General features: G+C 64.6%; 20 protein-coding genes and 1 tRNA gene. 9 read left to right on the plus strand and 12 right to left on the minus strand.

Features of this window, described 5'->3' with window-relative positions:
* Positions 1–206: 206 nt before the first annotated feature.
* The 4 genes from B5E66_RS07890 to B5E66_RS07905 form a co-directional block, all read right to left on the minus strand.
* Positions 207–1,412 carry an ATP-grasp domain-containing protein gene (locus B5E66_RS07890; RefSeq protein ID WP_087231128.1) on the minus strand — a complete coding sequence of 402 codons (1,206 nt, stop codon included), beginning with the start codon at positions 1,410–1,412 and terminating at the stop codon, positions 207–209.
* A gap of 27 nt (positions 1,413–1,439) precedes the next feature.
* Complete coding sequence (locus tag B5E66_RS07895) at positions 1,440–2,192, minus strand: esterase family protein (RefSeq protein WP_087231131.1); 753 nt, start codon at positions 2,190–2,192, stop codon at positions 1,440–1,442.
* A 10-nt stretch (positions 2,193–2,202) separates the two neighbouring features.
* The gene (locus B5E66_RS07900; protein WP_087231134.1) at positions 2,203–2,973 is read right to left on the minus strand and encodes an alpha/beta hydrolase; all 771 of its coding nucleotides are present in this window, start codon (positions 2,971–2,973) and stop codon (positions 2,203–2,205) included.
* Between the two features lie 141 nt (positions 2,974–3,114).
* Positions 3,115–4,194, minus strand: a complete 1,080-nt coding sequence (locus B5E66_RS07905) for a branched-chain amino acid aminotransferase (RefSeq protein ID WP_087231137.1) — start codon at positions 4,192–4,194, stop codon at positions 3,115–3,117.
* 259 nt (positions 4,195–4,453) lie between these two features.
* Between B5E66_RS07905 and B5E66_RS07910 the strand changes: the two genes are divergently transcribed.
* The 6 genes from B5E66_RS07910 (at position 4,454) to B5E66_RS07935 (ending at position 10,894) form a co-directional block, all read left to right on the plus strand.
* Positions 4,454–5,107 carry an HAD family hydrolase gene (locus B5E66_RS07910; RefSeq protein WP_087231140.1) on the plus strand — a complete coding sequence of 218 codons (654 nt, stop codon included), beginning with the start codon at positions 4,454–4,456 and terminating at the stop codon, positions 5,105–5,107.
* 3 nt (positions 5,108–5,110) lie between these two features.
* Complete coding sequence (locus B5E66_RS07915) at positions 5,111–5,914, plus strand: Cof-type HAD-IIB family hydrolase (RefSeq protein ID WP_087231143.1); 804 nt, start codon at positions 5,111–5,113, stop codon at positions 5,912–5,914.
* Positions 5,915–6,056: 142 nt separating this feature from the next.
* Positions 6,057–6,440, plus strand: a complete 384-nt coding sequence (locus B5E66_RS07920) for a desulfoferrodoxin family protein (protein ID WP_087231146.1) — start codon at positions 6,057–6,059, stop codon at positions 6,438–6,440.
* Between the two features lie 225 nt (positions 6,441–6,665).
* Positions 6,666–7,199, plus strand: coding sequence for a hypothetical protein (locus B5E66_RS07925; protein ID WP_087231150.1), 534 nt, complete (start codon positions 6,666–6,668; stop codon positions 7,197–7,199).
* Between the two features lie 56 nt (positions 7,200–7,255).
* A complete protein-coding gene (locus tag B5E66_RS07930) occupies positions 7,256–9,373 on the plus strand; it encodes an AMP-binding protein (protein WP_087231154.1) in 2,118 nt (705 codons plus the stop codon).
* Between the two features lie 51 nt (positions 9,374–9,424).
* On the plus strand, positions 9,425–10,894 hold the full coding sequence (locus tag B5E66_RS07935; RefSeq protein WP_242958130.1) for a class I adenylate-forming enzyme family protein: 1,470 nt from the start codon (positions 9,425–9,427) through the stop codon (positions 10,892–10,894).
* A 180-nt stretch (positions 10,895–11,074) separates the two neighbouring features.
* On the opposite strand, the gene B5E66_RS07940 is transcribed toward B5E66_RS07935, so the two are convergent.
* The 5 genes from B5E66_RS07940 to B5E66_RS07960 all read right to left on the minus strand — a co-directional run bounded on the left by B5E66_RS07940 (position 11,075) and on the right by B5E66_RS07960 (position 16,018).
* A complete protein-coding gene (locus B5E66_RS07940; protein ID WP_242958131.1) occupies positions 11,075–12,574 on the minus strand; it encodes a lipopolysaccharide biosynthesis protein in 1,500 nt (499 codons plus the stop codon).
* Positions 12,575–12,588: 14 nt separating this feature from the next.
* Positions 12,589–13,140, minus strand: coding sequence for a M48 family metallopeptidase (locus B5E66_RS07945; protein ID WP_087231157.1), 552 nt, complete (start codon positions 13,138–13,140; stop codon positions 12,589–12,591).
* Positions 13,130–14,062, minus strand: coding sequence for a DMT family transporter (locus B5E66_RS07950; protein WP_087231160.1), 933 nt, complete (start codon positions 14,060–14,062; stop codon positions 13,130–13,132). Before B5E66_RS07950 ends, B5E66_RS07945 begins: the two co-directional genes overlap by 11 nt.
* Positions 14,059–14,607: a hypothetical protein gene (locus tag B5E66_RS07955; RefSeq protein WP_087231163.1), complete on the minus strand. Its 549-nt coding sequence runs from the start codon at positions 14,605–14,607 to the stop codon at positions 14,059–14,061. Before B5E66_RS07955 ends, B5E66_RS07950 begins: the two co-directional genes overlap by 4 nt.
* A gap of 133 nt (positions 14,608–14,740) precedes the next feature.
* Positions 14,741–16,018: a glycoside hydrolase family 10 protein gene (locus B5E66_RS07960; RefSeq protein ID WP_087231166.1), complete on the minus strand. Its 1,278-nt coding sequence runs from the start codon at positions 16,016–16,018 to the stop codon at positions 14,741–14,743.
* A gap of 150 nt (positions 16,019–16,168) precedes the next feature.
* Between B5E66_RS07960 and B5E66_RS07965 the strand changes: the two genes are divergently transcribed.
* The 3 genes from B5E66_RS07965 (at position 16,169) to B5E66_RS07975 (ending at position 18,038) form a co-directional block, all read left to right on the plus strand.
* A tRNA-Ile gene (locus B5E66_RS07965) sits at positions 16,169–16,245 on the plus strand.
* A gap of 214 nt (positions 16,246–16,459) precedes the next feature.
* Entirely contained in the window at positions 16,460–17,332 is an 873-nt protein-coding gene (locus tag B5E66_RS07970; protein WP_087231169.1) for an NAD(P)/FAD-dependent oxidoreductase, read from the plus strand.
* Positions 17,322–18,038: a Crp/Fnr family transcriptional regulator gene (locus tag B5E66_RS07975; protein ID WP_087231172.1), complete on the plus strand. Its 717-nt coding sequence runs from the start codon at positions 17,322–17,324 to the stop codon at positions 18,036–18,038. The genes B5E66_RS07970 and B5E66_RS07975 overlap by 11 nt, the downstream gene beginning before the upstream one ends.
* Before the next feature lie 60 nt (positions 18,039–18,098).
* Here B5E66_RS07975 and B5E66_RS07980 read toward each other — a convergent pair whose 3' ends face one another.
* The 3 genes from B5E66_RS07980 to B5E66_RS07990 all read right to left on the minus strand — a co-directional run bounded on the left by B5E66_RS07980 (position 18,099) and on the right by B5E66_RS07990 (position 22,269).
* Positions 18,099–19,226, minus strand: a complete 1,128-nt coding sequence (locus B5E66_RS07980; protein ID WP_087231174.1) for a hypothetical protein — start codon at positions 19,224–19,226, stop codon at positions 18,099–18,101.
* Between the two features lie 12 nt (positions 19,227–19,238).
* On the minus strand, positions 19,239–20,246 hold the full coding sequence (locus B5E66_RS07985; RefSeq protein WP_087231176.1) for an asparaginase: 1,008 nt from the start codon (positions 20,244–20,246) through the stop codon (positions 19,239–19,241).
* A 112-nt stretch (positions 20,247–20,358) separates the two neighbouring features.
* The gene (locus B5E66_RS07990) at positions 20,359–22,269 is read right to left on the minus strand and encodes a heavy metal translocating P-type ATPase (RefSeq protein WP_087231179.1); all 1,911 of its coding nucleotides are present in this window, start codon (positions 22,267–22,269) and stop codon (positions 20,359–20,361) included.
* Between the last annotated feature and the right edge of the window lie 179 nt (positions 22,270–22,448).

Consider the following 22,448-nt stretch of genomic DNA (forward strand, 5'->3'; position numbering starts at 1 on the left):
AAAAGATAGAGACCCAAAACAGGTTCAAAGGAAGGTCCTTTCCTTTGTGTGCCTATCATAACATACCCCCCCCGGTGTCAAGACCCAATTTCAAAATTTCCCATTTTTTCTTTATTTTCTTTAGTTCGTGTGCTCTAACTTTGGAAGCAAAAGAAAAAACGCCCCGCTTTCGCAGGGCGCTCGTTTGTGTTTGGTTTTGCGTTTCGTTACTCGTTGCAGGCCAGCACGTCGTGGTAGAACTGGTTCATCTCCTCCTCGGTGGAGAAGTTGGCCACATACATCTGGTTGCCCATGGCGTCGGCCAGGGCATCGGGGATGCGGCCTACCATCCGCATATTGTCCTGATACTTCTGCATGATCTGCTCATGGCTGTAATGGAAGGGCTTGCCGTCCCGGCGGCCGGCGTAAGCGCAGAAATAGTGCTCGCCCACCGGCATATCGGTGCCCCCAAAGGCCACCATGTCGGCCCAGATCTTGTAGACGTTGGTGGAGCGGGCAAAGTTGATCATATCGGGGGTGAAGCCGCCGCAGGGGCGCATATTCACCTCCAGGGCCACGATCTTGCCCTTTTCGCCCATGCTGGGCTGGTCCTCGGTCATCCGGAAGAACTCAAAGTGAACGAACCGGCTCTTGACCCCGAAACTCTTGACGGCGGCGCGGCCGGCGGCGCGGGTGTCGTCGGGCAGGTCCTTGACGATGTAGTAAATGGAGTTGTCGTTGTTGTTGACGATGTCCATGATGGACATGGGGGTCACGTTGCCCGCCTCAAAGATGGGGTTGCCGTGGGCGTCGATGATGGCGTCGTAGCTGTTCACCTCGGCGTGGACGAACTCCTCCATGATGTAGGGGGCAAAGGGATGGGCCACATACTTGTAGGCCAGGAAATCCCGCAGCTCCTGGTCCGAGGAGAGCTTGTAGGTATCCGAAGCGCCCACGCCGTTGTCCGGCTTGACCACCACCGGATAGCCCACCTGGTCGATGAACTTGCGGCAGCCGTCGAAGTTGTCCACCATGTGGTAGCGGGCGGTGGTGATGCCCGCCTTCTGGTAGTATGCCTTCATCTTGCTCTTGTACTTGATGCGGGGCATATCCTCCAGGTGGAAGCCGGTGTTGATGTTGAAGTCGGTGCGCAGCCGGGCGTCCTGCTCCAGCCAGTACTCATTGTTGGATTCCAGCCAGTCGATCTTGCCGTATTTGAAGGCAAAGAAGGCCACCGCCCGGTATACCTCGTCGTAATTCTCCAGGCTGTCCACCTTGTAGTATTCCTGCAGGCTGTCCTTCAGCTCGTCCATCAGCTCGTCGTAGGGCTGGTCGCCGATGCCCAGCACGTTCATGCCGTTGTTTTTCAGCTCATGGCAGAACTGCCAGTAGTTGGTGGGAAAGTTCGGGGAGATGAAGATGAAGTTTTTCATACAGATTCCTCCTTGTGTATGCCCCGCTCAGCCCAGCAGATAGGGCATGTAATAAATGACCTGCTTATACCACCAGGGCCAGTCGTGGCAGACGTCGTGCCCCCACAGATCCACCCAGACGGGGATCCCTTTCTGCTCCAGGATCTCTTTCAGCCGCCAGGTGGTGGCGGGCATTTCCCAGTCGCCCTGGCCGCAGCAGATCACCTCTTTCTTGGCCCGGTAGTAGTCCATGAAGGGGTGATCGGCGGGGAAGTTGGCCATATAATCCACCGGCGAATTGCGGTAGACCACATCGTCCATATAATCCCCGAAGCCATAGCTGGCGGTATAGATGCCGCTGAGGGCCAGGCACCCGTCGAACAGGTCGGGGTGGCGCAGATAGAGGTTGACCGCATGGGTGGCCCCCAGGCTACATCCAAAGGGGATGATGCCGGGCAGGCTGTCCCAGCCGTTCTTTTCGCAGGCGATGTGCTGCAGCATGGGGCCCGCCTGCCCCACGATGTAGTCCAGCCACTGCTCGTAGCGGCGGATCCGCCAGTAGGGGTCGCCCCCCTTGTCCGACCAGCTCTCGGCGTCCATGGTGTCGATGGACAGCACCATCACCTGGCCCGACTCGATCCAGGGCGCCAGGGTGCCGGCCATGTGGTAATTCTCAAAATCGAAAAAGCGTCCGTCCTGGCAGGGGATAAAGAGCATGGGCCGGCCTTTGTGGCCGTACAGCTTGCACTCCATCTCCCGGCCCAAAGCCGGGCTGTATTCCTTGAAATATTGGGTCTCCATTGCAGCCTCCTTACAGCTCCAGATCGTAGAACAGGGTCTCCATCACAAAGGGCAGCTGCCGCTCCCAGCTGGCCTCGCTGTGGGTGCCTCCCGGCACGATGCGCATGGTCAGATGGACCCCGCGCGCCATCACCTTGGCCCCGAAGGCCCCAAAATCCCGGCGCATCCCGTTGTGGCTGCCCATCTCCCGGGAGCCGTAGTCCATATACAGCACAGTCCCCGGCTGCAGGGCGGCCCGGGCCACCAGGGCCTTCAGCTTTTCGGGGGCCACCCAGATGGACGGGGACAAAGCCGCCGCCCGGCCATAGATGTGGTTGTAGCGGAACAGGGCGTACAGGCTCATCAGGCCGCCCATCGAGCTGCCCGCGATGAAGGTGTGCTCCCGGTCGGGCAGGGTGCGGCAGTTCTGGTCCACCCAGGGCTTGAACTCCCGGATGAACCACTCCATGGTGTCATCCCCGTGGCCGTCAAAGTGGCCCCAATGGTCGTCGTCAAAGCGGTAGGGCGAGTATTCGTCCAGCCGCTCGTTGTTGCGGCCGGTGTTGCACTCCAGGGCCGCCACGATCAGGGGCACCTGGTTGTCATCCAGAAACCGCTCCATCCCCCAGCTTTTGCCGTAGGTGGCGTCCTCGTCCCAAAAGACGTTCTGCCCGTCGAACATATACAGCACCGGATAGCGGCGGCCGGGCTCCTCCTCGTACCCCACAGGCAGGTAAAGATATGCGTCCCGCTCCTCCTGTCCTCCCACCGCAGGATAGGGGACGCTCCATTTTCTGACCATAGTCCAGCTCCCTCCCGGCCCGGCCCAAAGGCCGGTCCGCTTCTGTTAGTTTATCACAGTAAAGCAAAGAAGTAAAGACCTTTGCCACCAAAAAACTCCCGCCTTTGTGCGGGGCGGGAGTCAGGATGGCTGTGCAGAGGCTCAATAGACCGGTTTGACCGGGACGATCCAGCCCTTGGTGTCGGGCAGGCGGCCCCACTGCATACCGGTCATGGTGTCATACAGTTTCTGGGTGACGGGGCCGATCTTGCCGTCGCCGATGTAGGCGTGCTCGCCCTTCCACACCAGCTCCTTGACGGGGCTGACCACGGCGGCGGTGCCGGTGCCAAAGACTTCTTCCAGCTTGCCGTCCCGGGCGGCCTGCATCACGTCGGCGATGGCCAGCTTGCCCTCGATCACCTCATAGCCCCAGTCCTTCAGCAGCTCGATGCAGCTGCGGCGGGTGACGCCGGGCAGGACGGTGCCGACGGTGGCGGCGGTATAGACCTTGCCGTCGATCTTGAACATGATGTTCATGCTGCCGACTTCTTCCACATACTTCTTTTCCACGCCGTCCAGCCAGAGGACCTGGGCGTAGCCCTGCTCCTCGGCCAGTTCGCCGGCCTTGATGGAAGCTGCGTAGTTGCCGCCGCACTTGGTGAAGCCGGTCAGGCCGGGAGCGGCGCGGATGTAGTCATCCTCCACATAGATGCGCACCGGGTCGATGCCCTCGGCGTAATAAGCGCCCGAGGGGGAGCAGATGATGCAGAAGGTGTAGTGGCGGGAGGCATGGACCCCCAGACCCACGTCGGTGGCAAAGGCAAAGGGGCGGATGTACAGCGAAGCGCCAAAGGTGTGGGGCACCCAGTCGCGGTCCACGTCCACGATGGCCTCCACGGCCTGGATATAATCCTCCTCCGGGATGGCGGGGATGCACAGGCGGTCGGCGGAATCCTGCATCCGCTTGGCGTTGCAGTCGGGGCGGAACAGCTGCACGGTGCCGTCGGCGGTGCGGTAGGCCTTCATGCCCTCAAAGATCTCCTGGGCATAGTGCAGCACGGCGGTGGCGGGGTCCAGCTGGAAGGGGCCGTAGGGCACGATGCGCGCATCATGCCAGCCCTGACCGGCGGTGTAATCCATGACGAACATATGGTCGGTAAAGATCTTGCCGAAGCCCAGCTTTGACTCATCCTCAGGCTTTGCCTTGGGGGTGGAAGTTCGGGTGATTTTGATATCCAACATGATACTCCCTCTTTTCTGCAAGTCGGGAAAGCCGCAAAGGCCCACCGGCCTTCGCTTTCGCCGAAGGTTTATTCCAATTATAATTGCAAGTACAAATTTTACAAGAGGGGCGGCAAATATTTTCATCTTTTCATAATGTAAGTTGCGGCGAATTGTGCTATAATAAAAGTGAGATCCGCCGCCCGGATACGGCCGCGGCAGGCGGAAAACGACCACGACCATGAGGGCATCTCCTGGAGTTTGCCCCGCAAGAGGATCTATGATACAAGGTGTTCTTTTTGATATGGACGGCCTGATGTTCGACACCGAGCCGCTGTGGGGCCAGTCCTGGGAGCCGGCCCTGGCGGCCCATGGGCTGTCCTATAAACCCGGCCTGGCCGAAGCCTGCCGGGGGGCCGGCAGCTCGGTGAACCGCCAGCGTCTGCTGGACTGGTACGGTCCCGACTGTCCCGCCGACGCGGTGATCCGCGATATGCACGACATCGCAGAGGCCAAATTTGCCGCGCCGGTGCCCAAAAAGCCGGGCCTCGACCCGCTTTTGGCCTGGCTGGCCGGGCAGCGCATCCCGATGGCGGTGGTGTCCTCCAGCCGGGAGGCGGTGGTCCGCCGCAACCTGGACAACTGGGCGCTGGGCCCGTATTTTTCCGCCCTGGTGGCGGGGGACAAGGTGACCCGGCCCAAGCCCGATCCCCAGCCCTTCCTGCTGGGGGCGCAGATGCTGGGCCTCGAGCCCGGCCGGTGCCTGGTGCTGGAGGACAGCTACAACGGCGTCCGGGCGGGGGCGGCAGGGGGGTTCGTCACCATCATGGTGCCCGACCTGATGCCCCCCACCCCCGAGATCCGGGCTCTGTGCACCGCGGTCTGTCCCAGCCTGCACCAGGTCCTGGAACTGCTGCGGGCAGGGGAGGTGTGACCGGTGCAGCCGATACGAGCCGCCTTTTTTGACATCGACGGCACCTTGCTCCACTTTGAAAGCCATCGGGCCGCCCCCTCCACCCTGCGGGCGCTGGAGCAGATGCGCGCGGCGGGGATGCTGCTGTTCATCGCCAGCGGCCGCGCGCCCCTCATGCTGGACGCCCTCCGCGACGCCCTTGCTTTCCGCTTTGACGGCTATGTGCTGACCAACGGCCAGTGCTGCACCGACGCGGACCTGGTGCCCTTTTACAATCAGGCCCTGCCCGCCGCATCCATCCCCCTTTTGCTGGACTGGCTGGAACGCCATCCCGAGGTGGTGTGCACCTTCTTCGAGGAGGCCAGCTTTTACGACAACCGCCGCTCGGCCCAGGTGGACGCCGTCTGTGCCGCCCACCGGCTCAAGCCGCCCCGGCATCCCATCCAGGACCCCGTCCGGGCCCTGACCCATCCCACATACCAGCTGAACGCCTACATGCCCCCCGAAATGGACGCCCCCTTTGCGGCGGCGGTGCCTGGGGTCAAAGCGGTGCGGTGGAATCCGGTCTTTGCGGACATCATCCCCGCCGACGGGGGCAAAGCCGAGGGTATGGCCCGGATGCTGGCCCGTTTCGGGCTGCGGATGGATCAGTGCATCGCCTTTGGGGACGGCGGCAACGATATGGGGATGCTCCGGGCCGCCGGCATCGGCGTAGCCATGGGCAATGCGGCTCCCGCCGTCCAGGCCGCCGCCGACTATGTCACCGCCCCGGTGGAAGAAGGCGGCATCTGGCAGGCCGCCGTCCATTTCGGGCTGATCCCAGGGTGATGCAGTCACGGACAAAGGGGCCGGCAGTGGGGTATACTGTTGTCACAAGGCGGGCACAAAGCCCCCTGCAAACCAAAACATACAGGCCGCACCCGGCGGCCCGCAGTCATATTCAACATCGTATCGCAAAGGAGAGAATACCATGAAAGACCTGAAGTTCTATGTTTGCACCCACTGCGGCAACCTGATCGAGACCATCCACAGCTCCGGCGTTCCCATGATCTGCTGCGGCGAGCCCATGAAGGAGCTGGTCCCCAACACCGTTGAGGCCGCCGGCGAGAAGCACAAGCCGGTCATCGCCGTGGAGGGCAGCACCGTCACCGTTACCGTCGGTTCGGTGGCCCATCCCATGACCGACGCCCACCTGATCCAGTGGGTGGTCCTGGAGACCGAGCAGGGCGTCCAGCGCAAGACTCTGACCGCCGACGCCGAGCCCAAGGCTGTGTTTGCCCTGGCCGAGGGCGACAAGGTGGTCGCCGCCTATGCGTACTGCAACCTGCACGGCCTGTGGAAGACCGAAGCCTAAACCAAAGACCCATCCGCCCCTGCTTTCCTCCGGGAAGGCGGGGGCTTTTTGGGTGCCGCCCGCAGCGCACAGAAATGGGTCCACTCTAAAGCGCCCCGCCCCCTGTTCTTCTTGACACAGGCCGGCGGGCGTGGTATTCTTTTGGTGCACCTGTAATACAGGTATACAATCAAACCCGGCAGGGCGGGTGTTTCACCCTGCCGCCGGCAACACAGGGAGGCCTTTATGTCTATCTTCCACAAACCCACCCGTCATCAGGTCATCGTCACCAGCTGCGTGCTGGCATGGATCTTCCTCGTCAACGTGGCCGCTGTCGCCCTTGGCATCACCGCCTGGGCGCTGTATTTCGTCACCATCTTCTTTTTCGCCCTGGGGGCGGACAAAAAGAACATCCCCTCCATCTTTGCGGGGGGCAGCCTGGGCCTGCTGGCCGCTCTGGGCCTGCACGCGGGCACCTTCGGCCTGGCGCCTTCTCTGGGCGCGCTGGGCGCTTTCTCGCTCAGCATCGGCGTGGTGCTGGCCGTGATCATCCTGGGCGGCACCGTCTGCCCAGTGGCCTGCAACAATGTGGCCTTTGCCTACCTGACGGTGGCCACCGTCAACTTTGAGTCCGTCAGCCTCGCCTCGACCGGCTATAACCTGCTGGTGCTGTGGCTGGGCGGCGCCGTCATCCTGGGCGGCTCGGTGGTGGCCGCCGGCATCGGGGAGAAACTGGCCGCCCGCCGCGCCGCCGTCCCGGAAGAAACCCCAGAATTGTAAAATCGGCCGCCGGATGCTACAATAGAAGTATATTTCTCAAAAAGGAGCGTCCGGCTATGGCAATCAAGAAAGTGGTAAAGAGCAGCGTCAGCCAGCAGGTCTTTGACCAGCTGCGGGAGCAGATCCTCTCGGGCAGCTGGAAACCCGGGCAGAAGCTGCCCTCAGAAAACGAGCTGGCCGCCCAGTTTGGGGTCAGCCGGGTGACGGTGCGCAACGCCCTGCAAAAGCTCAGCGGCCTGGGGCTGCTGGAGACCCGCTTTGGAGAGGGCTCCTTTGTGCGGGGCGCGGGGGCGCAGGCCGCCCTCAACCAGCTGGTGCCCATGCTGTACCTGGGGCAGGAGACGCTGCGGGATATCCTGACCTTCCGCCGGATGGTGGAGGGCCCCATCTGCGAGATCGCCTGCCGCCGGGCCACCGACCGGGAGATCGCCGGGCTGCGGCAGCTGGTGGATCAGATGGAGCGGGCGGTGGGAGACCTGGCCGCCTTTGCCCGGCTGGACAGCGCCTTCCACGAGCAGCTGGCCCAGCTGACCCGCAGCACCATGATGCAGCAGATCTACCAGATCATCGACGACGCCATGCAGTCGGCCTACCGCCAGAACGTCCGCCAGCAGAGCGCCCAGGTGGCCCTGCACTGGTACCGGGAGATCCTGGACGCCTTTGAGGCGCGGGAGTCGGTCCGGGCCCGCCAGGCCATGGAGCAGTCCCTGGCCCAGACCTTCTGGATCTCCACCGTCTACCAGAACGTGGTGAACATGGAGTCCGCCTGGCCGGACCGGGTGGCCGTGCGCTATTACGACGAGGCCGCCGGCGGGGTGCGGGAGATCCTGTACAAAGAGTACGCCGCCGACATCCGCCGGATGGTGGGCTGGCTGCAGCGCTCGGTGCCGCAGGTGCAGGGCCGCCACATCGGGCTGCTGGCCCCCAGCGGCTATCCCTATGCGGTGGCCATTTTCGGGTGCATCCTGGCGGGCGCGGTGGCCGTGCCCCTGAACAGCGAGAAAAGCTGGCCCGAGCTTGCCGCCGAGCTGGACCGGGCCGACGTGGACTGCCTGCTCACCGACGGCAGCTATGCCGCCCGGGAACCCGATTTCGCCCAATTTGCAGGCCAGGTGCTGGAGATCGGGGCCTTTGCCCGCTGCACCGAACTGGCCCAGCTGTCCGAATGTCCCGACCAGGACGCTTTGGCCCTCATCCTGTTCACCTCCGACACCACCGGCCGCAGCAAAGGGGTGATGCTGAGCCAGCGCAACCTCTTTGCGCCCATGCGGCTGTTCACCGAGCCCTTCGGGGCGGTGCGCCGCCAGCTGGAGCTGGGGGAGGACTACCGGTTCTCCTGCCTCAGCGTGCTGCCTCTGTTCCACATCGCGGCCCTGACCAGCCTGGTATCCTGGAGCATCAGCGGCAACACGGTGCATTTCTGCACCGACCTGCGCCGCCTGTACCGGGACCTGGCCGCCATGCCCAGCGACGCCATGGCGGTGGTGCCCACCCTGCTCAAGTCCATCCACCACGATGTGATGAAGGGCCGCGCCGCCCGCCTGGGCAAGCTGCGGATCTTCACCTGCGGGGCCGCCACCTACGACCCCCAGATGCTGGCCGACCTGACCGGCAAGGGCTTTCTCATCATCCAGACCTACGGCCTGACCGAGACGGTGGGGGACGGGGGCTGGAACAGCGCCCAGGACGAGGCGCACCTGCCCTCGGTGGGCCTGCGCGACCCCGACATGGAATACCGTCTGGAGGACGGCGAGCTGTGCATGAAGGGGGACGCGGTGATGCTGGGCTATTACAAGGACCCCGAGGCCACCGCCGCCGTGCTGCGGGACGGCTGGTTCCACACCGGGGACCTGGCCCGCATCGACGAGGACGGCTACATCTACCTGACCGGCCGCAAGAACAACCTGATGGTCCTGCCCAGCGGCGAGAACGTCAGCCCCGAGGAGCTGGAGGCCAAGCTGGCCCGCTGCCCCGCCGTGCGGGAAGCCCTGGTCTGCCAGAAGAAGGGCCGCATCTGCGCCCGCATCCTCTGCCGCGCCGCCCTCCAGCCCCAGGTGCGGGCCTATATCCATACCCTCAACCGCACGCTGCCGCTGTACAAGCGGATCACGGCGGTGGAATTTACCGATCAACCTCTGCCCCGCAACGCCCTGGGCAAACTGCAAAGAGAGTGAACCCTCCCTTTCTGCGCCGGGGCGGCCCGGCTCACAGAAAGGATTTGCTCTATGGCTCAGATCAAGATCCCCGTATCCACCATCGATCAGCTCGTCGCCCGGATGGAGACCGTCTATGCGGACCGGGTGGCCATGCGCTACTACGACGAGGCCGCCGGCACGGTGCGCGAAGTGCTGTACCGGGACTACGCCGCCGACATCCGCCGGATGTCCGCCCTGCTGACGGACAAAGTACCCGGCATCCGGGGCCGGCGGGTCTGCGTGCTGGCGGCCAACAGCTACCACTATGCGGTCAGCATCTTCGGCACCATCCTGTCGGGGGCGGTGCTGGTGCCCCTCAACCTGCAAAAGCCTCTTGCGGACATCCGCTACGAGCTGGAGCTGGTGGAAGCCAGCCTCATCCTTCACGACGGCCGGTATCTCGAACGGGAGAGCGGCCTGGAGCAGCTGGCAGGGGACCGGCTGGTGTCCATCACCGCCTACCGGGACTATGCCCCCGGCCCCATCACGCCCTGCGCCGACCGGGACGCTCTGATGGCCATTCTGTTCACCTCGGGCACCACCGGCCACAGCAAAGGGGTGATGCTGAGCCAGCGCAATCTCTTTGCGCCCATGCCCGCCTTCTGTGACCCCTTCCGTGTGATGCTGGAGCAGATGGGGGTGGACCACTACGACTTCTGTCACTTCACGGTGCTGCCCATGTTCCACATCGCGGCGTTCACCAGCCTGGTGTCCTGGGCCATCATGGGGATGGCCCACAACCTCTGCCTGGACCTGCGCAACTTCTACCGGGATCTGGAGCTGATGCCCAGCGACGCCATCGCCGTGGTGCCGGTGCTGCTGGAGACCATCCACCGGGACGTGATGCGGGGACGCCGGGACCGGTACGGCCGCATCCGCATCCTCAGCTGCGGCGCGGCGGCCTATCCCCCCGCTACCCTCATCGACCTGATGCGCCAGGGCTTCTTTGTCATGCAGATGTACGGCCTGACCGAGACGGCCGGGGACGGCACCTGGAACAACGCCCAGGACGAGGCGCACCTGTCCTCGGTGGGCATCGGGGATGAGCCCACCTGCCAGTATTCCATCCAGGAGGGCGAATTGTGCATCAAGGGCGACCCCGTCATGCTGGGCTACTACAAGGAACCGGAGCAGACCGCCGAAGTGCTGGTGGACGGCTGGTTCCACACCGGCGACCTGGTGCGCCAGGACCCCGACGGCTACTACTACATCACCGGCCGCAAAAAGAACCTGATCATCCTGGCCAGCGGCGAGAACGTCAGCCCCGAGGAGCTGGAAAAGCTGGTGCTGGCCTGTCCCGAGGCTCTGGAGTGCCAGGTGATGGAGAAGGAGGAACGCATCTGCGCCCAGGTGTACGCGCCCGATGACCCGGACAAGGTGCGGGCCCACATCACCGGGATCAACCGCACCCTGCCTCTTTACAAGCGGATCACCAAGGTGGAGTTCCGCGCCGAACCCTTCCCCCGCAACGCCGCCGGCAAACAGATCCGGGTCCCATAAATTCTCCCCTGCCCCCGCCTTGCTCCCTTCGGAGGCGGGGGCTTTTTCTGTCCGCCGCCGTTTGTCAAGAGGGGAAAAAGCGTCAAAATGCGTCGGGGGCGGGCAAACAAAAAGCGCCCGCCGGAGCGGACGCATCGCAGGATCGCGGCAGACAGAAATTGGTCCACCCTAAATCTCATTTCAGTGGTAGACCTTCTGCACCACGCCGTCCACCAGGCGCACCAGGGGCGCGGCGCGCCGGCCCAGCAGACGGGGCAGGATGGCGCGGCCCAGGGTCCATACGCCGTCAAAGTTATAGGCGATCACCACAGCGCACAAAAGGCCGGTCCACAGGCCGTACCAGGGCACTTCGGCCAGGGTGATGCCCGCCTCGGCCACCAGCAGGACCACGTTCACCCCCATGTGGGGCAGGTGCAGCCGCAGGCGGATCATCGAGCGGCTGTCGATCACACGCAGCACGAATACCAGCACCATGGCCAGGAAGGACGCATAGGTGACCCCCACCGGGCCAAACCACACGATGCCCAGATAGTTCATGACGCAGTTGGCCACCGCTCCCGCCATCATGGTGTACAGGCTGTGGGTGGACTGCTTGTAGACCACATAGATGCTGTTCATAAACTGGGTGAAGCAGGAGAACACCGCCGCCAGCGTCAGGTAGGGCACGAACTGCCAGGCATCGAAATAGCTGGACTTCATGATCAGCATGACCGGGCGGCAGAGCCACAGGATGCCGCCGGCGCAGCAGAACATGACGCTGGCGTAGCTCTTGAACACGTTGGAGTAAAACCGGCTGCGGCCGTGCTCCTCGGTGACGGCGGACAGCTGCCAGGCGTCGTAAAAGATGGTGCCCAGGGTGGTGAGGATGGTGGGCAGGAAATAGCCGGTGGACAAAAGGCCGCTCCACTCGGTGCCCGAGCGGCCTCCATAGCCCACGCACAGGGCGTTGACAAAGAACATATCCGAGGCGTTGATGATCCAGAAGCTGATCTGTGCCGGGATCATGGGCAGGGAAAAGCGGAGCATCTCCCGCCACAGGGTGCGGTTGATGCGGCTGAAATCGATGTAGCGCCACAGGGTGCCGGTGACAAACAGGAACAGGCTGCTGGCGGCGTCCCCGCAGATGATGGCCAGCAGGTAACCCTCGGCGCCCATATCCAGCACCACCAGGTACAGCACATAGAACATCAGCGTGGCGAAGGTGCACAGCACCCCGTCCACCCCCACCAGGCGGTTCATCTCACGGCTGCGGATGAACTGGGTGCAGAGGGTGCGCAGGCAGCTGGTGAGCACATAGATGCACAGCAGCACCCCGTACCCGGCCACCCCCGGCACCCGCTGCAGCAGCGGCCAGCACAGCAGCAGCACGCCATAGCCCAGCAGGATGGTCAGCAGGCCGTTGGTGAACACCTGCTTTTTGCTGTTGCCCTTGTCCAGGCCAAAGCGGATGATGGCGTTGCTCATCCCCATCGAGACAAAGGGGATGAGGAGGTTGGCGCACTGGCTGAGCAGCTTGGAGATGCCCATGCTCGCGACGTCCCGCATGGCGTAGGTCAAAAAGGGCTGTACGATCAGGGTGAGCAGCTTGGATGAAAAGCTGCTGATGGCAAAGATCATGGTGTTGCCCGCCAGCTTTTCGTATTTGTTCTGCCCCCGGGCGGGGGCCTTTTTTTCTTCCAAGGCGGAATACCTCCTTATTCGTCCCGCAGCAGGGCGCGGCGGGCCTTCCAGTCGGGCAGCCGCCGGGCCACCTGCTCCCAAAAGGCCGGGCTGTGGCCGGGCACCAGCAGATGGCACAGCTCGTGCACCACCACATATTCCTGCGCGGCCAGGGGCATCCCGTACAGCGCCAGCGCAAAGGTGACCTGCCGCTTGGCCGGGGCGCACACGCCCCAGCGGCTGGTCATGGCGCGCACCCTGACGGCCGGGGGCTGCGGCCCCAGGCGGGACGCAAAGGCGGGCCAGGCCGCCTCCACCAGGGCGGTGAAGCGGTCCAAAGCCTCCTGCCGGTCGGGCAGGGGACGCGCGGCGCGCCGGGCCGCACGCTGGCGGGCCTGTTCGATCCAGGCGGCGTGGGATGCCACAAAGGCGTCGGCCTGGGCCGCCGGGACCCGCAGGGGGATGCTGACCGCTACCGTGCCGTCCGCCCGCACCCGCAGGTTCAGATTCTTGACGCGGCGGCGGGTCAGCTGGTAGCAGATCTCCCCCACCTGGCGCCGGCTGACCGCGCCGTCCTTAGCTCCCATGGCTTTCTTTGGCGCGGCGGCAAAGCAACCGGCCCAGCGGCAGCTGCGCCGCCACCACCGCCGCAAAGATCAGCGCACAGCCCGCGATCTCCCGGGCCGTCAGGCTCTGGCGCAGCAGCAGCCAGCCGCCCAGCGCCCCGAACACGCTCTCCAGGCACATGGCGAGGCTGGCGATGGCGGGGTCAAGGTCCTTCTGGCCCAGGATCTGCAGCGTATAGCCCACCCCGCTGGACAGCACCCCGCAGTAGAGCACCGGCAGGGCGTTGGCCGTGATGTCGGCCAGCGTCACCGTTTCGGTCAGCAGGGAAGCGGCGGTGCTCTCCACCGCCACCACCAGAAACTGCACCAGGCTCAGACGCACCCCGTCGGTCCGGGGGGCAAAGTGGTCCACCGCCATGATCTGGAAGGTGAACAGCACCGCGCACAGCAGCAGCACGCCGTCGCTGGGGCGGATGCTCCCAAAGCCGTCCTGCATACACAGCAGGTACAGCCCCGCCACCGACGCCGCCACACAGCCCCAGATCTGCACCGGGCTGCGGCGGCCAAAGACAAGCCCCGCCACCGGCACCAGCACCACATACATGGCGGTGATGAAACTGGCCTTGGCGGTGGAGGGGTCGAGGGTGATGCCGGTCTGCTGGGCCGCCGACGCGGCGAACAAAAGGGTACCGCACACGCACCCGCCGGTCAGCAGAAAGCGGCGGTCCGGGCTTTGGGGCGCGGCGGACGGGGGCGCTTTGCGGCGGCGCATCGCGTCAAAGAGATGGCAGACCGGCCACAGAGCCGCCACAGCCAGCCAGCTGCGGCAGGCCAGAAAAGCAAAGGGGGCCAGCGACGCCCCGGCGCTCTGGGCCACGAAGGCCAGGCCCCAGATCAGGGCGCAGAGCACCAGCAGCAGGGTATTGCGGGTCTGTGTCCTCATCCTGCCACCCCCTGGGCCGCAAACATCCCGTACAGGTAGTAGCGGCTGGAATCGTAGGAGACGGTCAGGCGGTACTGGGCCGCCGGGTCCAGCCCGCCGATGGTGAATTGGTAGTTGGTGCCGTCGGTGGGGATATAGCCGGTGGAGCCGTCGATGTACTGGGCCCCGCCGTCCACCTTTTTCCACAGGGCGATCTTATAGCGCTGGGTGCCCTCGGCGGTGCCGCAGGCGGTGATGGTCAGGCTGTCCCCCGACACCTGGAAATAGCCGGTGTTCCTCGTCCAGATGCCGTTGTACACCCCGTACAGGGTGCCGTTCGACACCACGTTGGTCCACTGGGCGGTGGCGTCGGTCCCTTCGGGCAGCAGGATGGGGTCGGTGGTGGCCGCGGCCCAGTTGGTGGTGTCCTCCTCCTGCTGGGCGTTGCTGGAAAAGCCCAGGGCATTGGCCACCCCGTTTTTGATGCTCTCGCAGCCCGCCAGGCTCAGGGCCAAAGCCCCCGCCAGCGCCAGCGCGCAGAGCGCACGGATGATGCTTCTGTTCATAGAAAAACCTCTTAAAACATGGAAACCATTCAAATCATTGAAAACATTGAAACCATTGATTTCGTTGATCGGTTCAGAGCCTGACAAACTGCGGCGTGCGCAGATACGCCTTATTATACCGCACTTTTGCCTTTTAGACAACCTCTGCGGCGCTGTTTGCCGCCTGCAAAGCCTGGCATTCGGCCTGGGCGAGCTGAGGCCAGGCGCTGTTTGCGAACAGCGAGCCATACCGGTACAGGGCATAGCCCCCCGCGCCCTGTGCGCGCAGTTCATCCACCTGCCGGGCCAGAGCCTGCCCGGTGGACCACTGGGCCGTGCTGTCGGGGTTGGCGCCGCCGTCCCCGTCTCCGATCCGGTAGGCGCCCAGCCCGATGTAAAGGGCCGCAGAGCCCCGGGGCATGGCCAGCCACTCGGCCAGGATATTGGGATAGGCAAAGCGCTCCGAGCCGCCGGACAGGGTATACCCATACCCCCAGTAGAGCTGGGGGCACAGGTAATCCACCACGGCGTCCTCACCCTCGGCCGCCAGCCAGCTGTATACGTCACTGTACTGCTGGTGGACGTCGTTGTCGGGGTTGCCCTGGGGGCTGACCCCAAACCGCAGGGTAGGGTCCTGGGCCTTGACGGCGTCGTGGGCCGCCTTGACCAGGGCGGTGACGTTCTGCCGCCGCCAGGCTTCCAGGTCCTGCGCGCCGCTGGCCGCAAACTGGGCCGCGTCGATGGACGGGTCGGTGGTGGGGTAGAAGTAATCGTCAAAGTGTACCCCATCCACCGCATAGCGGGACACCAGTTCCGCCACCCCGTCCACCACATAGGCGGCCGCCTCAGGGATGGCCGGGTTCAGATAGACGCCGTCGGCCACCGTCACCACCCATTCGGGGTGGGTGCTGGCCAGGCTGGCGGGGCACAGCTGGGCGGGCTGGCTGGCCGAACCCCGCAGCCGGTAGGGGTTGATCCAGCCTTCCAGGGACAGCCCGCAGCTGTGGGCCTCCGCGATCAGGGTATCCAGCGGGTCAAAGCCGGGGTCCTGCCCCTGTACGCCGGTGCACAGGTGGCTCCAGGGGAACAGGGCGCTGGGGTACAGCGCGTCCCCGAAGGGCCGCACCTGCACGATGACGGTATTGAGCCCCAGGGCGGCGCAGTGGTCCATCATAGCCTCCGCCGACGCCCGGAACGCGTCCGCCGAGGTATAGTCCATCCCCTGCAGCTCGATGTAACTGATCCACGCCGCACGGTATTCGCCCGGCGCCGGCTGCTGCGGGGCGGTGGGCTGCGCTTTGCTTTGGCTGCGGCTTGCCCATACCAGGCCGGCCCCGGCTGCCGCCCCTGCGCCCAGCAGGAAAGCCCGCCGCGTCAGACGCCCCCTGGCAGCACGGCGGGGCGCGGTGCGTTTCGTTCTCTTGCGGCTCATCCCATCCGCCTCCTTCGGTGATACTATAACACATCCGCCCCTGGAAGGACAGGTTTCTCATAAAAGCTTTGCATTTTCTTCAAAATCTGCTATAATGTAAATCGTTCCTGTTCGTCCGCTCTCTGCATCCAGCATATGCGGCACGACCATGGGCCAGTAGCTCAGCTGGTCAGAGCTGGCGGCTCATAACCGCTTGGTCCCGGGTTCAAGTCCTGGCTGGCCCACCACCCCCCGCCGATACCGGCGGGGCTTTTTGTTTGCCCCCGAACCGATCAACGAAATCAATGTTTTCAATGTTTTCAATGGTTTCAATGTTTTCAATGATTTGCACGAACGGCGCAGCTCTGTAAGCCGGTCACGGAAAAGCGGGCAAAAAGATGCCATACTATACAAAATATGCTATACTAAAGAAAAACCAAACACCGAAAGGGAGGCTTTACCATGGCAAATGTTGTGATCATCGGCGCCGGGCCGGCGGGCGTATCCGCCGCGCTGTATACCGCCCGGGCCGGAGTGGATACCACCGTCCTCACCAAGGGCCCCGGGGCGCTGGCGCGGGCCGAGGGCATCGAGAACTACTACGGCGTGCCCGGGCCGGTCTCGGGGGCCGAGCTGGAGCGCCGCGGCATCGAGGGGGCCGAAGCGGTGGGGGTCAAGTTCGTGCACACCGAAGCGGTGGGCCTGACCTTCACCGACAAGCTGACGGTGGAGACCCTGGCCGGGGATTTTCCCGCCGACGCGGTCATCCTGGCCACCGGGGCTTCCCGCGCTGCACCGCCGGTGCCGGGCCTGGCCGCCCTGGAGGGCCGGGGCGTCAGCTATTGCGCCACCTGCGACGCCTTCTTTTACCGCGGCAAGGATGTGGCGGTGCTGGGCAGCGGCGAGTACGCCCTGCATGAGATCGCGGCCCTGCTGCCCCTGGCCAAAAGCGTCACCCTGCTGACCGGCGGGGCGGAATTGACCGCCAGCTTTCCCGCACAGGTCGCCGTCCGCACCCAAAAGGTGGAGGCCATCCTGGGTCCGGACAAGGTATCCGGCGTGCAGCTGGCCGGCGGCGAGGTCCTGCCGGTGGACGGCGTGTTCGTGGCCATGGGCGTGGCGGGCAGCACCGCCCTGGCCCGCAAGATGGGCGCCCAGGTGGAGGGCAACAAGATCGTCGTGGACGACAAGATGATGACCACCATTCCCGGGCTGTTTGCCGCAGGGGACTGCACCGGCGGCCTGCTGCAGGTGGCCAAGGCAGTATACGAAGGGGCCGTGGCCGGCAACGAGGCCGCCAAAGCCCTGCGAAAGGGTGGTTTTTATGGAGCGTAACGAGGCCGCGGAAAAGGGCTGCCTGGCCTGCAGCTTCCCGTTCTGGGACAAGCTGACCGAAGCCCAGCAGGAATATCTGTGCCGCTTTGCCCGGCCGGTACACTACGAGAAGGGGGCCCATGTCCACAGCCCCACCGAGAACTGCGTGGGCATCCTGCTGCTGCGTTCCGGGCAGCTGCGGGCCTACCTGCTGAGCGAGGACGGCCGGGACGTCACGCTGTACCGGCTGTTCGCGGGGGATGTGTGCATCCTTTCGGCCAGCTGTGTGCTGGACGCGGTGACCTTCGACGTCCACATCGACGCCGAGGAGCCGGTGGAAGCCTACTGCATCGGCGCGGGCGCGTTCAAGCGGGTGATGGATGAGAACATCTACGTCCGCTGCTACGCCTACCAGATGACCACCGAGAGCTATTCCGAGACCATGTGGGCCATGCAGCAGATCCTGTTCATGAGCGCCGACCGGCGGCTGGCCATCTTCCTTTCGGACGAACTGGCCAAGAGCGGCGGCAGCGACATCGCCATGACCCACGACCAGATCGCCCGCTACATGGGCAGCGCCCGGGAAGTGGTGAGCCGGATGCTGAAATACTTTGCCCAGGAGGGCCTGGTCAAGCTGTGGCGGGGCGGCCTGACCGTCCTGGACAAGCCCCGCCTGCAGCGTCTGGCCCGGGGCGAAGCCGGCCCCCGCTCCCGCAAACGCGGCTAAAACCAAAATAGAAAGCCTCTATCCGTACGATAGGGGCTTTTTTGCATGTCTGGTTTTGCATCAAGATACGCGGCTCCGTTTTTCCTCGTACCACTCCCATTGCTGCCGCACGGCCTCGTTCTCGCCGGGGTAGGGCCACGACGCCAGCGCCGTTTCGAGGGCCCTGCGCTCTTTCCGGGCCTGGGCGGCGTCCCCCTGGGCCTCGGCGCCCGCCCAGCGCACCAGGGCCACCCCGGGATTGTTCTTCATCTGCCGGGCGAACGCCTTGAGGGTACGGTCCTGCAGAGCCTTCGCCACCGCATCCTTTTCGCCGTCCGCCAGACGGAAAAACGCCTGGTCCAGCTGGAGGGCGCAGCGGTGTGCCAGCACCAGATCCCCGGTCTTGAGCAGGGTATCGCACAGGGCGGCGGCCTCCCGGTAGCGCCCCTGGTCCAACAGGCGGCTGTAACGGCAGACCCATACGGCGCTTTTCAGGGGGTCGGTGGGGCCCGCGTCCCCCGGCAGGCTGAACCAGTCCTCCGGCACTTCGCCCAGCCGCAGGCCCTGGGTCTGGGCCATGTTGATGGCCAGCTGCGCCCATACCGCCCGCAGGCTCGCCTTGTCCCGGCGCAGGCGCAGGGCGTTGTAGCCGTCGTTGGGCATCCCCTGGATCTTCATGGGAATGCCGTTCAGCAGACCCAGATACGCCCCCACCAGCGCCCAGACCCCCAGCAGCAGGGCGGCCAGAGGGGCCTTTTCCCGGCAGAGCCAGGCCGCTGCACCGCAGCCGGCGGCGGCCAGGAGATTGGCCAGGGGGCCGCTCAGATTGTACAGCAGGGCGGGGAAGCCGTCCTCCTTCCAGGGCGGCGGGGCCATCAGGCACTGGCCCCCGGTGCCCGGCAGGGTGTAGCGGCCCAGGTGCAGGCGGCCGTCCCGCTTGAGCAGCATCCAGCTGCCCACCCGGAACGACACAAAGGCATAGCCGGTGGCAAGGCCCCCCAGCAGGTGCCCGGCCTCGTGGAGGATGATCTGGCCCATCATGCCCGCCGCCGCCAGGACCAGAGTCCCCGCCAGCAGCAGCGGGCTGAAGTCGATGCGGTCGGCAGCCCATGCGCCCAGCCAGCCGGCCCCGGCGCCCAGCGCCAGCGCACAGGCCAGGGTGATCACCCCGCTTGCAGCGGGCTTGTTCCGTTTTTTGCCCTCTTTCATAAAAGCCTCCTGTCAATGGTAAAAGGTATCGAAGTTGATCTGCCAATAGAACTGCCGCTGGAGCGCCTCAAAGGTGGGGCAGTTCTGGGCCAGCAGCCACATACTCTTGGTGACGGCGGCCTCGATGGTCATATCATGGGCCTCCAGAAAGGCGAACCGGTCCCGCACCCGGCGGCCCACTTCATAGATGCCCACGTCGCTGCCCTCGTAGGTCACCTGGGTGGTGAGGATCAGCACCTTGCGGGTCTCCTCATAGCGGCCCAGACCCTGGGCAAAGCCGTCCATCAGGGCCTGGGGGATGCCCCCCGCGCCAAAGCTCTCCACAATGACGCAGTCGTACAGGCGGAAGATGGCGGGCAGCAGGTCGGGGGCCATGCCGGGGGTCAGCTTGAGCAGGAACACCTTCTGGTCCAGCTTGTGGCTGAACAGCACCGGGCCGGTAGGCCGGGGCGTCTCGATGTAGCGCACCAGACGGTCCCCCTGCACCTGGGCCAGGTGGGGAAAGTTGACCGACGCAAAGGCGTCGTAGCTGATGGTCTTGTTCTTTTTGGCGCGGGTGCCCGCAATGACCAGCCCCCCGAACACCACCATCACCCCGCGGCTGCCGGGGTCCAGGGCGCACAAGACGCTGTCCCGCAGGTTCTTTTTGGCGTCGGTGATCTGGCCCGAGATGGGCTGCTGGGAACCGGTGAGGATGATGGGCTTGTCGGCGTTCTGCACCAGGTAGCTGAGGGCGGCCGCCGAATAGGCCAATGTATCGGTGCCGTGGCAGAGGATGAAGCCGTCGTAGCGGTCGTAGTTGTCCTCGATGGCCCGGGCCATGTCCAGCCAGTGGGCGGGGCTCATGTCGGTGCTGTCGATGCTGCACAAAGCCAGCGTCTCGGGCTGGCACAGGCTCGCCAGGCCGGGCAGGTGGGCCAGCAGTTCCTCGCTGGTCAGTACAGGGCGCAGCCCCTGATCGGTGCGCACGCTGGCAATGGTGCCCCCGGTGGTGATGAACAGGATCTTCTTTTTGGACATAAGCCGCCTCCAGTCGTGATGTATGTCCTATTATAGCACAAACGGCGGCAAATGGGCAGACTGTCAAAAAAGCCCCCATCCCCGGGTAGGGGACAGGGGCAAAGGCTGTGTCTTACGCGAGGCCGTTGCGGCGCGCCAGGTCTTTGGTGTAGAGGGCGCGGGTGGCGTTCAGCACCGCCAGCACCATCACGCCCACGTCGGCAAAGATGGCAAGCCACATCCCCGCCAGGCCCAATGCGCCCAGCAGCAGGCAGGCGGCCTTGATGGCCAGGGCGAACACGATGTTCTGGTACACGATCCGCACCGTCCGCCGGGAAATATCCATCGCCAGGGCGATGCGGGCGGGATCGTCGTCCATCAGCACGATGTCGGCGGCCTCGATGGCGGCATCCGAGCCCAAAGCGCCCATCGCGATGCCGATATCCGCCCGGGACAGCACCGGCGCGTCGTTGATGCCGTCCCCTACAAAGGCCAGGTTTTCACGGGGGGCTTTTTCGGCCAGCAGGGCCTCTACCTGGGTCACCTTGTCCTCCGGCAGCAGCCCGGCCCGGTACTCGGTGATCCCCAGCTGCCCGGCCACCGCCTGGGCCACCGCCTGGGTATCGCCGGTCAGCATGACGGTGCGGCGCACCCCGGCCCGCTTGAGGGCCGCGATGGCGCTGGCCGCCGAGGGTTTCACCACGTCCGAGATGAGGATATACCCCGCATAAGCGCCCTCAATGGCCAGATAGATGGCGGTGGCGCTCTCGCTGGCCGGCGGCGGGGTCAGCCCCAGCTTTTCCATCAGGCGGGCGTTGCCCACCGCCACCGCTTTGCCGTCCACCCGGGCGGTGATGCCGTAGCCGCCCAGCTCCTCCACGCCGGATACCCGGGCGGGGTCCAGCGCTTTGCCAAAGGCTTTTTTGAGGCTCTGGGAGATGGGGTGTTTGGAATAGCTCTCGGCCAGGGCCGCCGTCTCAAGCAGGAAGTCCTTGTCCATCCCCGGGGCAGGGAACACCCCGGTCACCTCAAAGACGCCCTGGGTCAGGGTGCCGGTCTTGTCAAAGACCACCGTGCCGGTGCGGGACAGCTCCTCCAGATAGGTGGAGCCTTTGACCAGGATGCCGCAGGTACTGGCCCCGCCGATCCCCCCAAAGAAAGACAGGGGGATGGAGATGACCAGCGCACAGGGGCAGCTGATGACCAGGAAGGTCAGCGCGCGGTAGATCCAGTCCCCGAAGGCCGCGTCCCGGCCCGCCAGCAGCAGCACCAGGGGCGGCAGGAACGCCAGGGCCAGGGCGCTGTAACAGACCGCCGGGGTATACACCCGGGCAAACCGGGTGATGAAGTTTTCGGCCCGGGCCTTTTTCATGCTGGAGTTCTCCACCAGATCCAGGATGCGGGAGACGGTGGACTCCCCAAACGCACGGGTGGTGCGCACCCGCAGCAGGCCGCTGAGGTTGACGCATCCACTGACCACCTCGTCCCCGGCTTTGACCTCCCGGGGCAGGCTCTCGCCGGTGAGGGCGGCGGTATTCAGGGTGGACGCCCCTTCCAGGACCACCCCGTCGATGGGCACTTTCTCGCCCGGCTCCACCACGATCACCGCGCCCGGCTCTACCTCGTCCGGGTCCACCCGCTCAAAACTGCCGTCCGGCTTTTCCAGGTTGGCATAGTCGGGGCGAATGTCCATCAGGGCGGCAATGTTGCGGCGGCTCTTGCCCACCGCCACGCTCTGGAACAGCTCGCCCACCTGATAGAACAGGATGACCGCGCAGCCCTCCATATACTCCCCCAGGGCAAAGGCGCCCACCGTGGCCACCGCCATCAGGAAGCACTCGTCAAAGGGCTGCCGGTTCTTGACGCCCTTGGCCGCCTTGACCAGAACATCCCAGCCCACCACCAGATAGGGGACCAGGTACAAAAACGCCGCGGGCACCGGCGCCGCCAGCAGCGCCCCTGTGGCCGCCGCAGCCTGGATCAGCAGGATGAGCACCGCCGCGGCGATGATCCTGTACAGCATTTTTTTCTGCTTGGGGTTCATACGAAACGCCTCCTTATACCGTCGCGCTCCCGGGCGAAAACGCCCTTTTCCACAGCTTTTTGGGAAAAATCCGGGGTTTCTCCACCGATTCCACAAGTTTTCCCCAAAAAAACGGGGGCAAAAACCACTTTTTCCCGCTATTTTTGGCTTTCCTCAAAAATTTAGTGGAAAAAGCGGTG

The sequence above is a fragment of the Faecalibacterium sp. An121 genome (assembly GCF_002160915.1).
GTDB classification, from domain to species: Bacteria; Bacillota; Clostridia; order Oscillospirales; family Ruminococcaceae; genus Faecalibacterium; species Faecalibacterium avium.

Excerpts from the sequence above, each read along its gene's own strand:
- B5E66_RS07890 (WP_087231128.1), bottom strand. The coding sequence starts at position 1,412 with ATGAAAAACTTCATCTTCATCTCCCCGAACTTTCCCACCAACTACTGG.
- B5E66_RS07895 (WP_087231131.1), bottom strand. The coding sequence starts at position 2,192 with ATGGAGACCCAATATTTCAAGGAATACAGCCCGGCTTTGGGCCGGGAG.
- B5E66_RS07900 (WP_087231134.1), bottom strand. The coding sequence starts at position 2,973 with ATGGTCAGAAAATGGAGCGTCCCCTATCCTGCGGTGGGAGGACAGGAG.
- B5E66_RS07905 (WP_087231137.1), bottom strand. The coding sequence starts at position 4,194 with ATGTTGGATATCAAAATCACCCGAACTTCCACCCCCAAGGCAAAGCCT.
- B5E66_RS07910 (WP_087231140.1), top strand. The coding sequence starts at position 4,454 with ATGATACAAGGTGTTCTTTTTGATATGGACGGCCTGATGTTCGACACC.
- B5E66_RS07920 (WP_087231146.1), top strand. The coding sequence starts at position 6,057 with ATGAAAGACCTGAAGTTCTATGTTTGCACCCACTGCGGCAACCTGATC.
- B5E66_RS07925 (WP_087231150.1), top strand. The coding sequence starts at position 6,666 with ATGTCTATCTTCCACAAACCCACCCGTCATCAGGTCATCGTCACCAGC.
- B5E66_RS07930 (WP_087231154.1), top strand. The coding sequence starts at position 7,256 with ATGGCAATCAAGAAAGTGGTAAAGAGCAGCGTCAGCCAGCAGGTCTTT.
- B5E66_RS07935 (WP_242958130.1), top strand. The coding sequence starts at position 9,425 with ATGGCTCAGATCAAGATCCCCGTATCCACCATCGATCAGCTCGTCGCC.
- B5E66_RS07945 (WP_087231157.1), bottom strand. The coding sequence starts at position 13,140 with ATGGGAGCTAAGGACGGCGCGGTCAGCCGGCGCCAGGTGGGGGAGATC.
- B5E66_RS07950 (WP_087231160.1), bottom strand. The coding sequence starts at position 14,062 with ATGAGGACACAGACCCGCAATACCCTGCTGCTGGTGCTCTGCGCCCTG.
- B5E66_RS07955 (WP_087231163.1), bottom strand. The coding sequence starts at position 14,607 with ATGAACAGAAGCATCATCCGTGCGCTCTGCGCGCTGGCGCTGGCGGGG.
- B5E66_RS07960 (WP_087231166.1), bottom strand. The coding sequence starts at position 16,018 with ATGAGCCGCAAGAGAACGAAACGCACCGCGCCCCGCCGTGCTGCCAGG.
- B5E66_RS07970 (WP_087231169.1), top strand. The coding sequence starts at position 16,460 with ATGGCAAATGTTGTGATCATCGGCGCCGGGCCGGCGGGCGTATCCGCC.
- B5E66_RS07975 (WP_087231172.1), top strand. The coding sequence starts at position 17,322 with ATGGAGCGTAACGAGGCCGCGGAAAAGGGCTGCCTGGCCTGCAGCTTC.
- B5E66_RS07980 (WP_087231174.1), bottom strand. The coding sequence starts at position 19,226 with ATGAAAGAGGGCAAAAAACGGAACAAGCCCGCTGCAAGCGGGGTGATC.
- B5E66_RS07985 (WP_087231176.1), bottom strand. The coding sequence starts at position 20,246 with ATGTCCAAAAAGAAGATCCTGTTCATCACCACCGGGGGCACCATTGCC.
- B5E66_RS07990 (WP_087231179.1), bottom strand. The coding sequence starts at position 22,269 with ATGAACCCCAAGCAGAAAAAAATGCTGTACAGGATCATCGCCGCGGCG.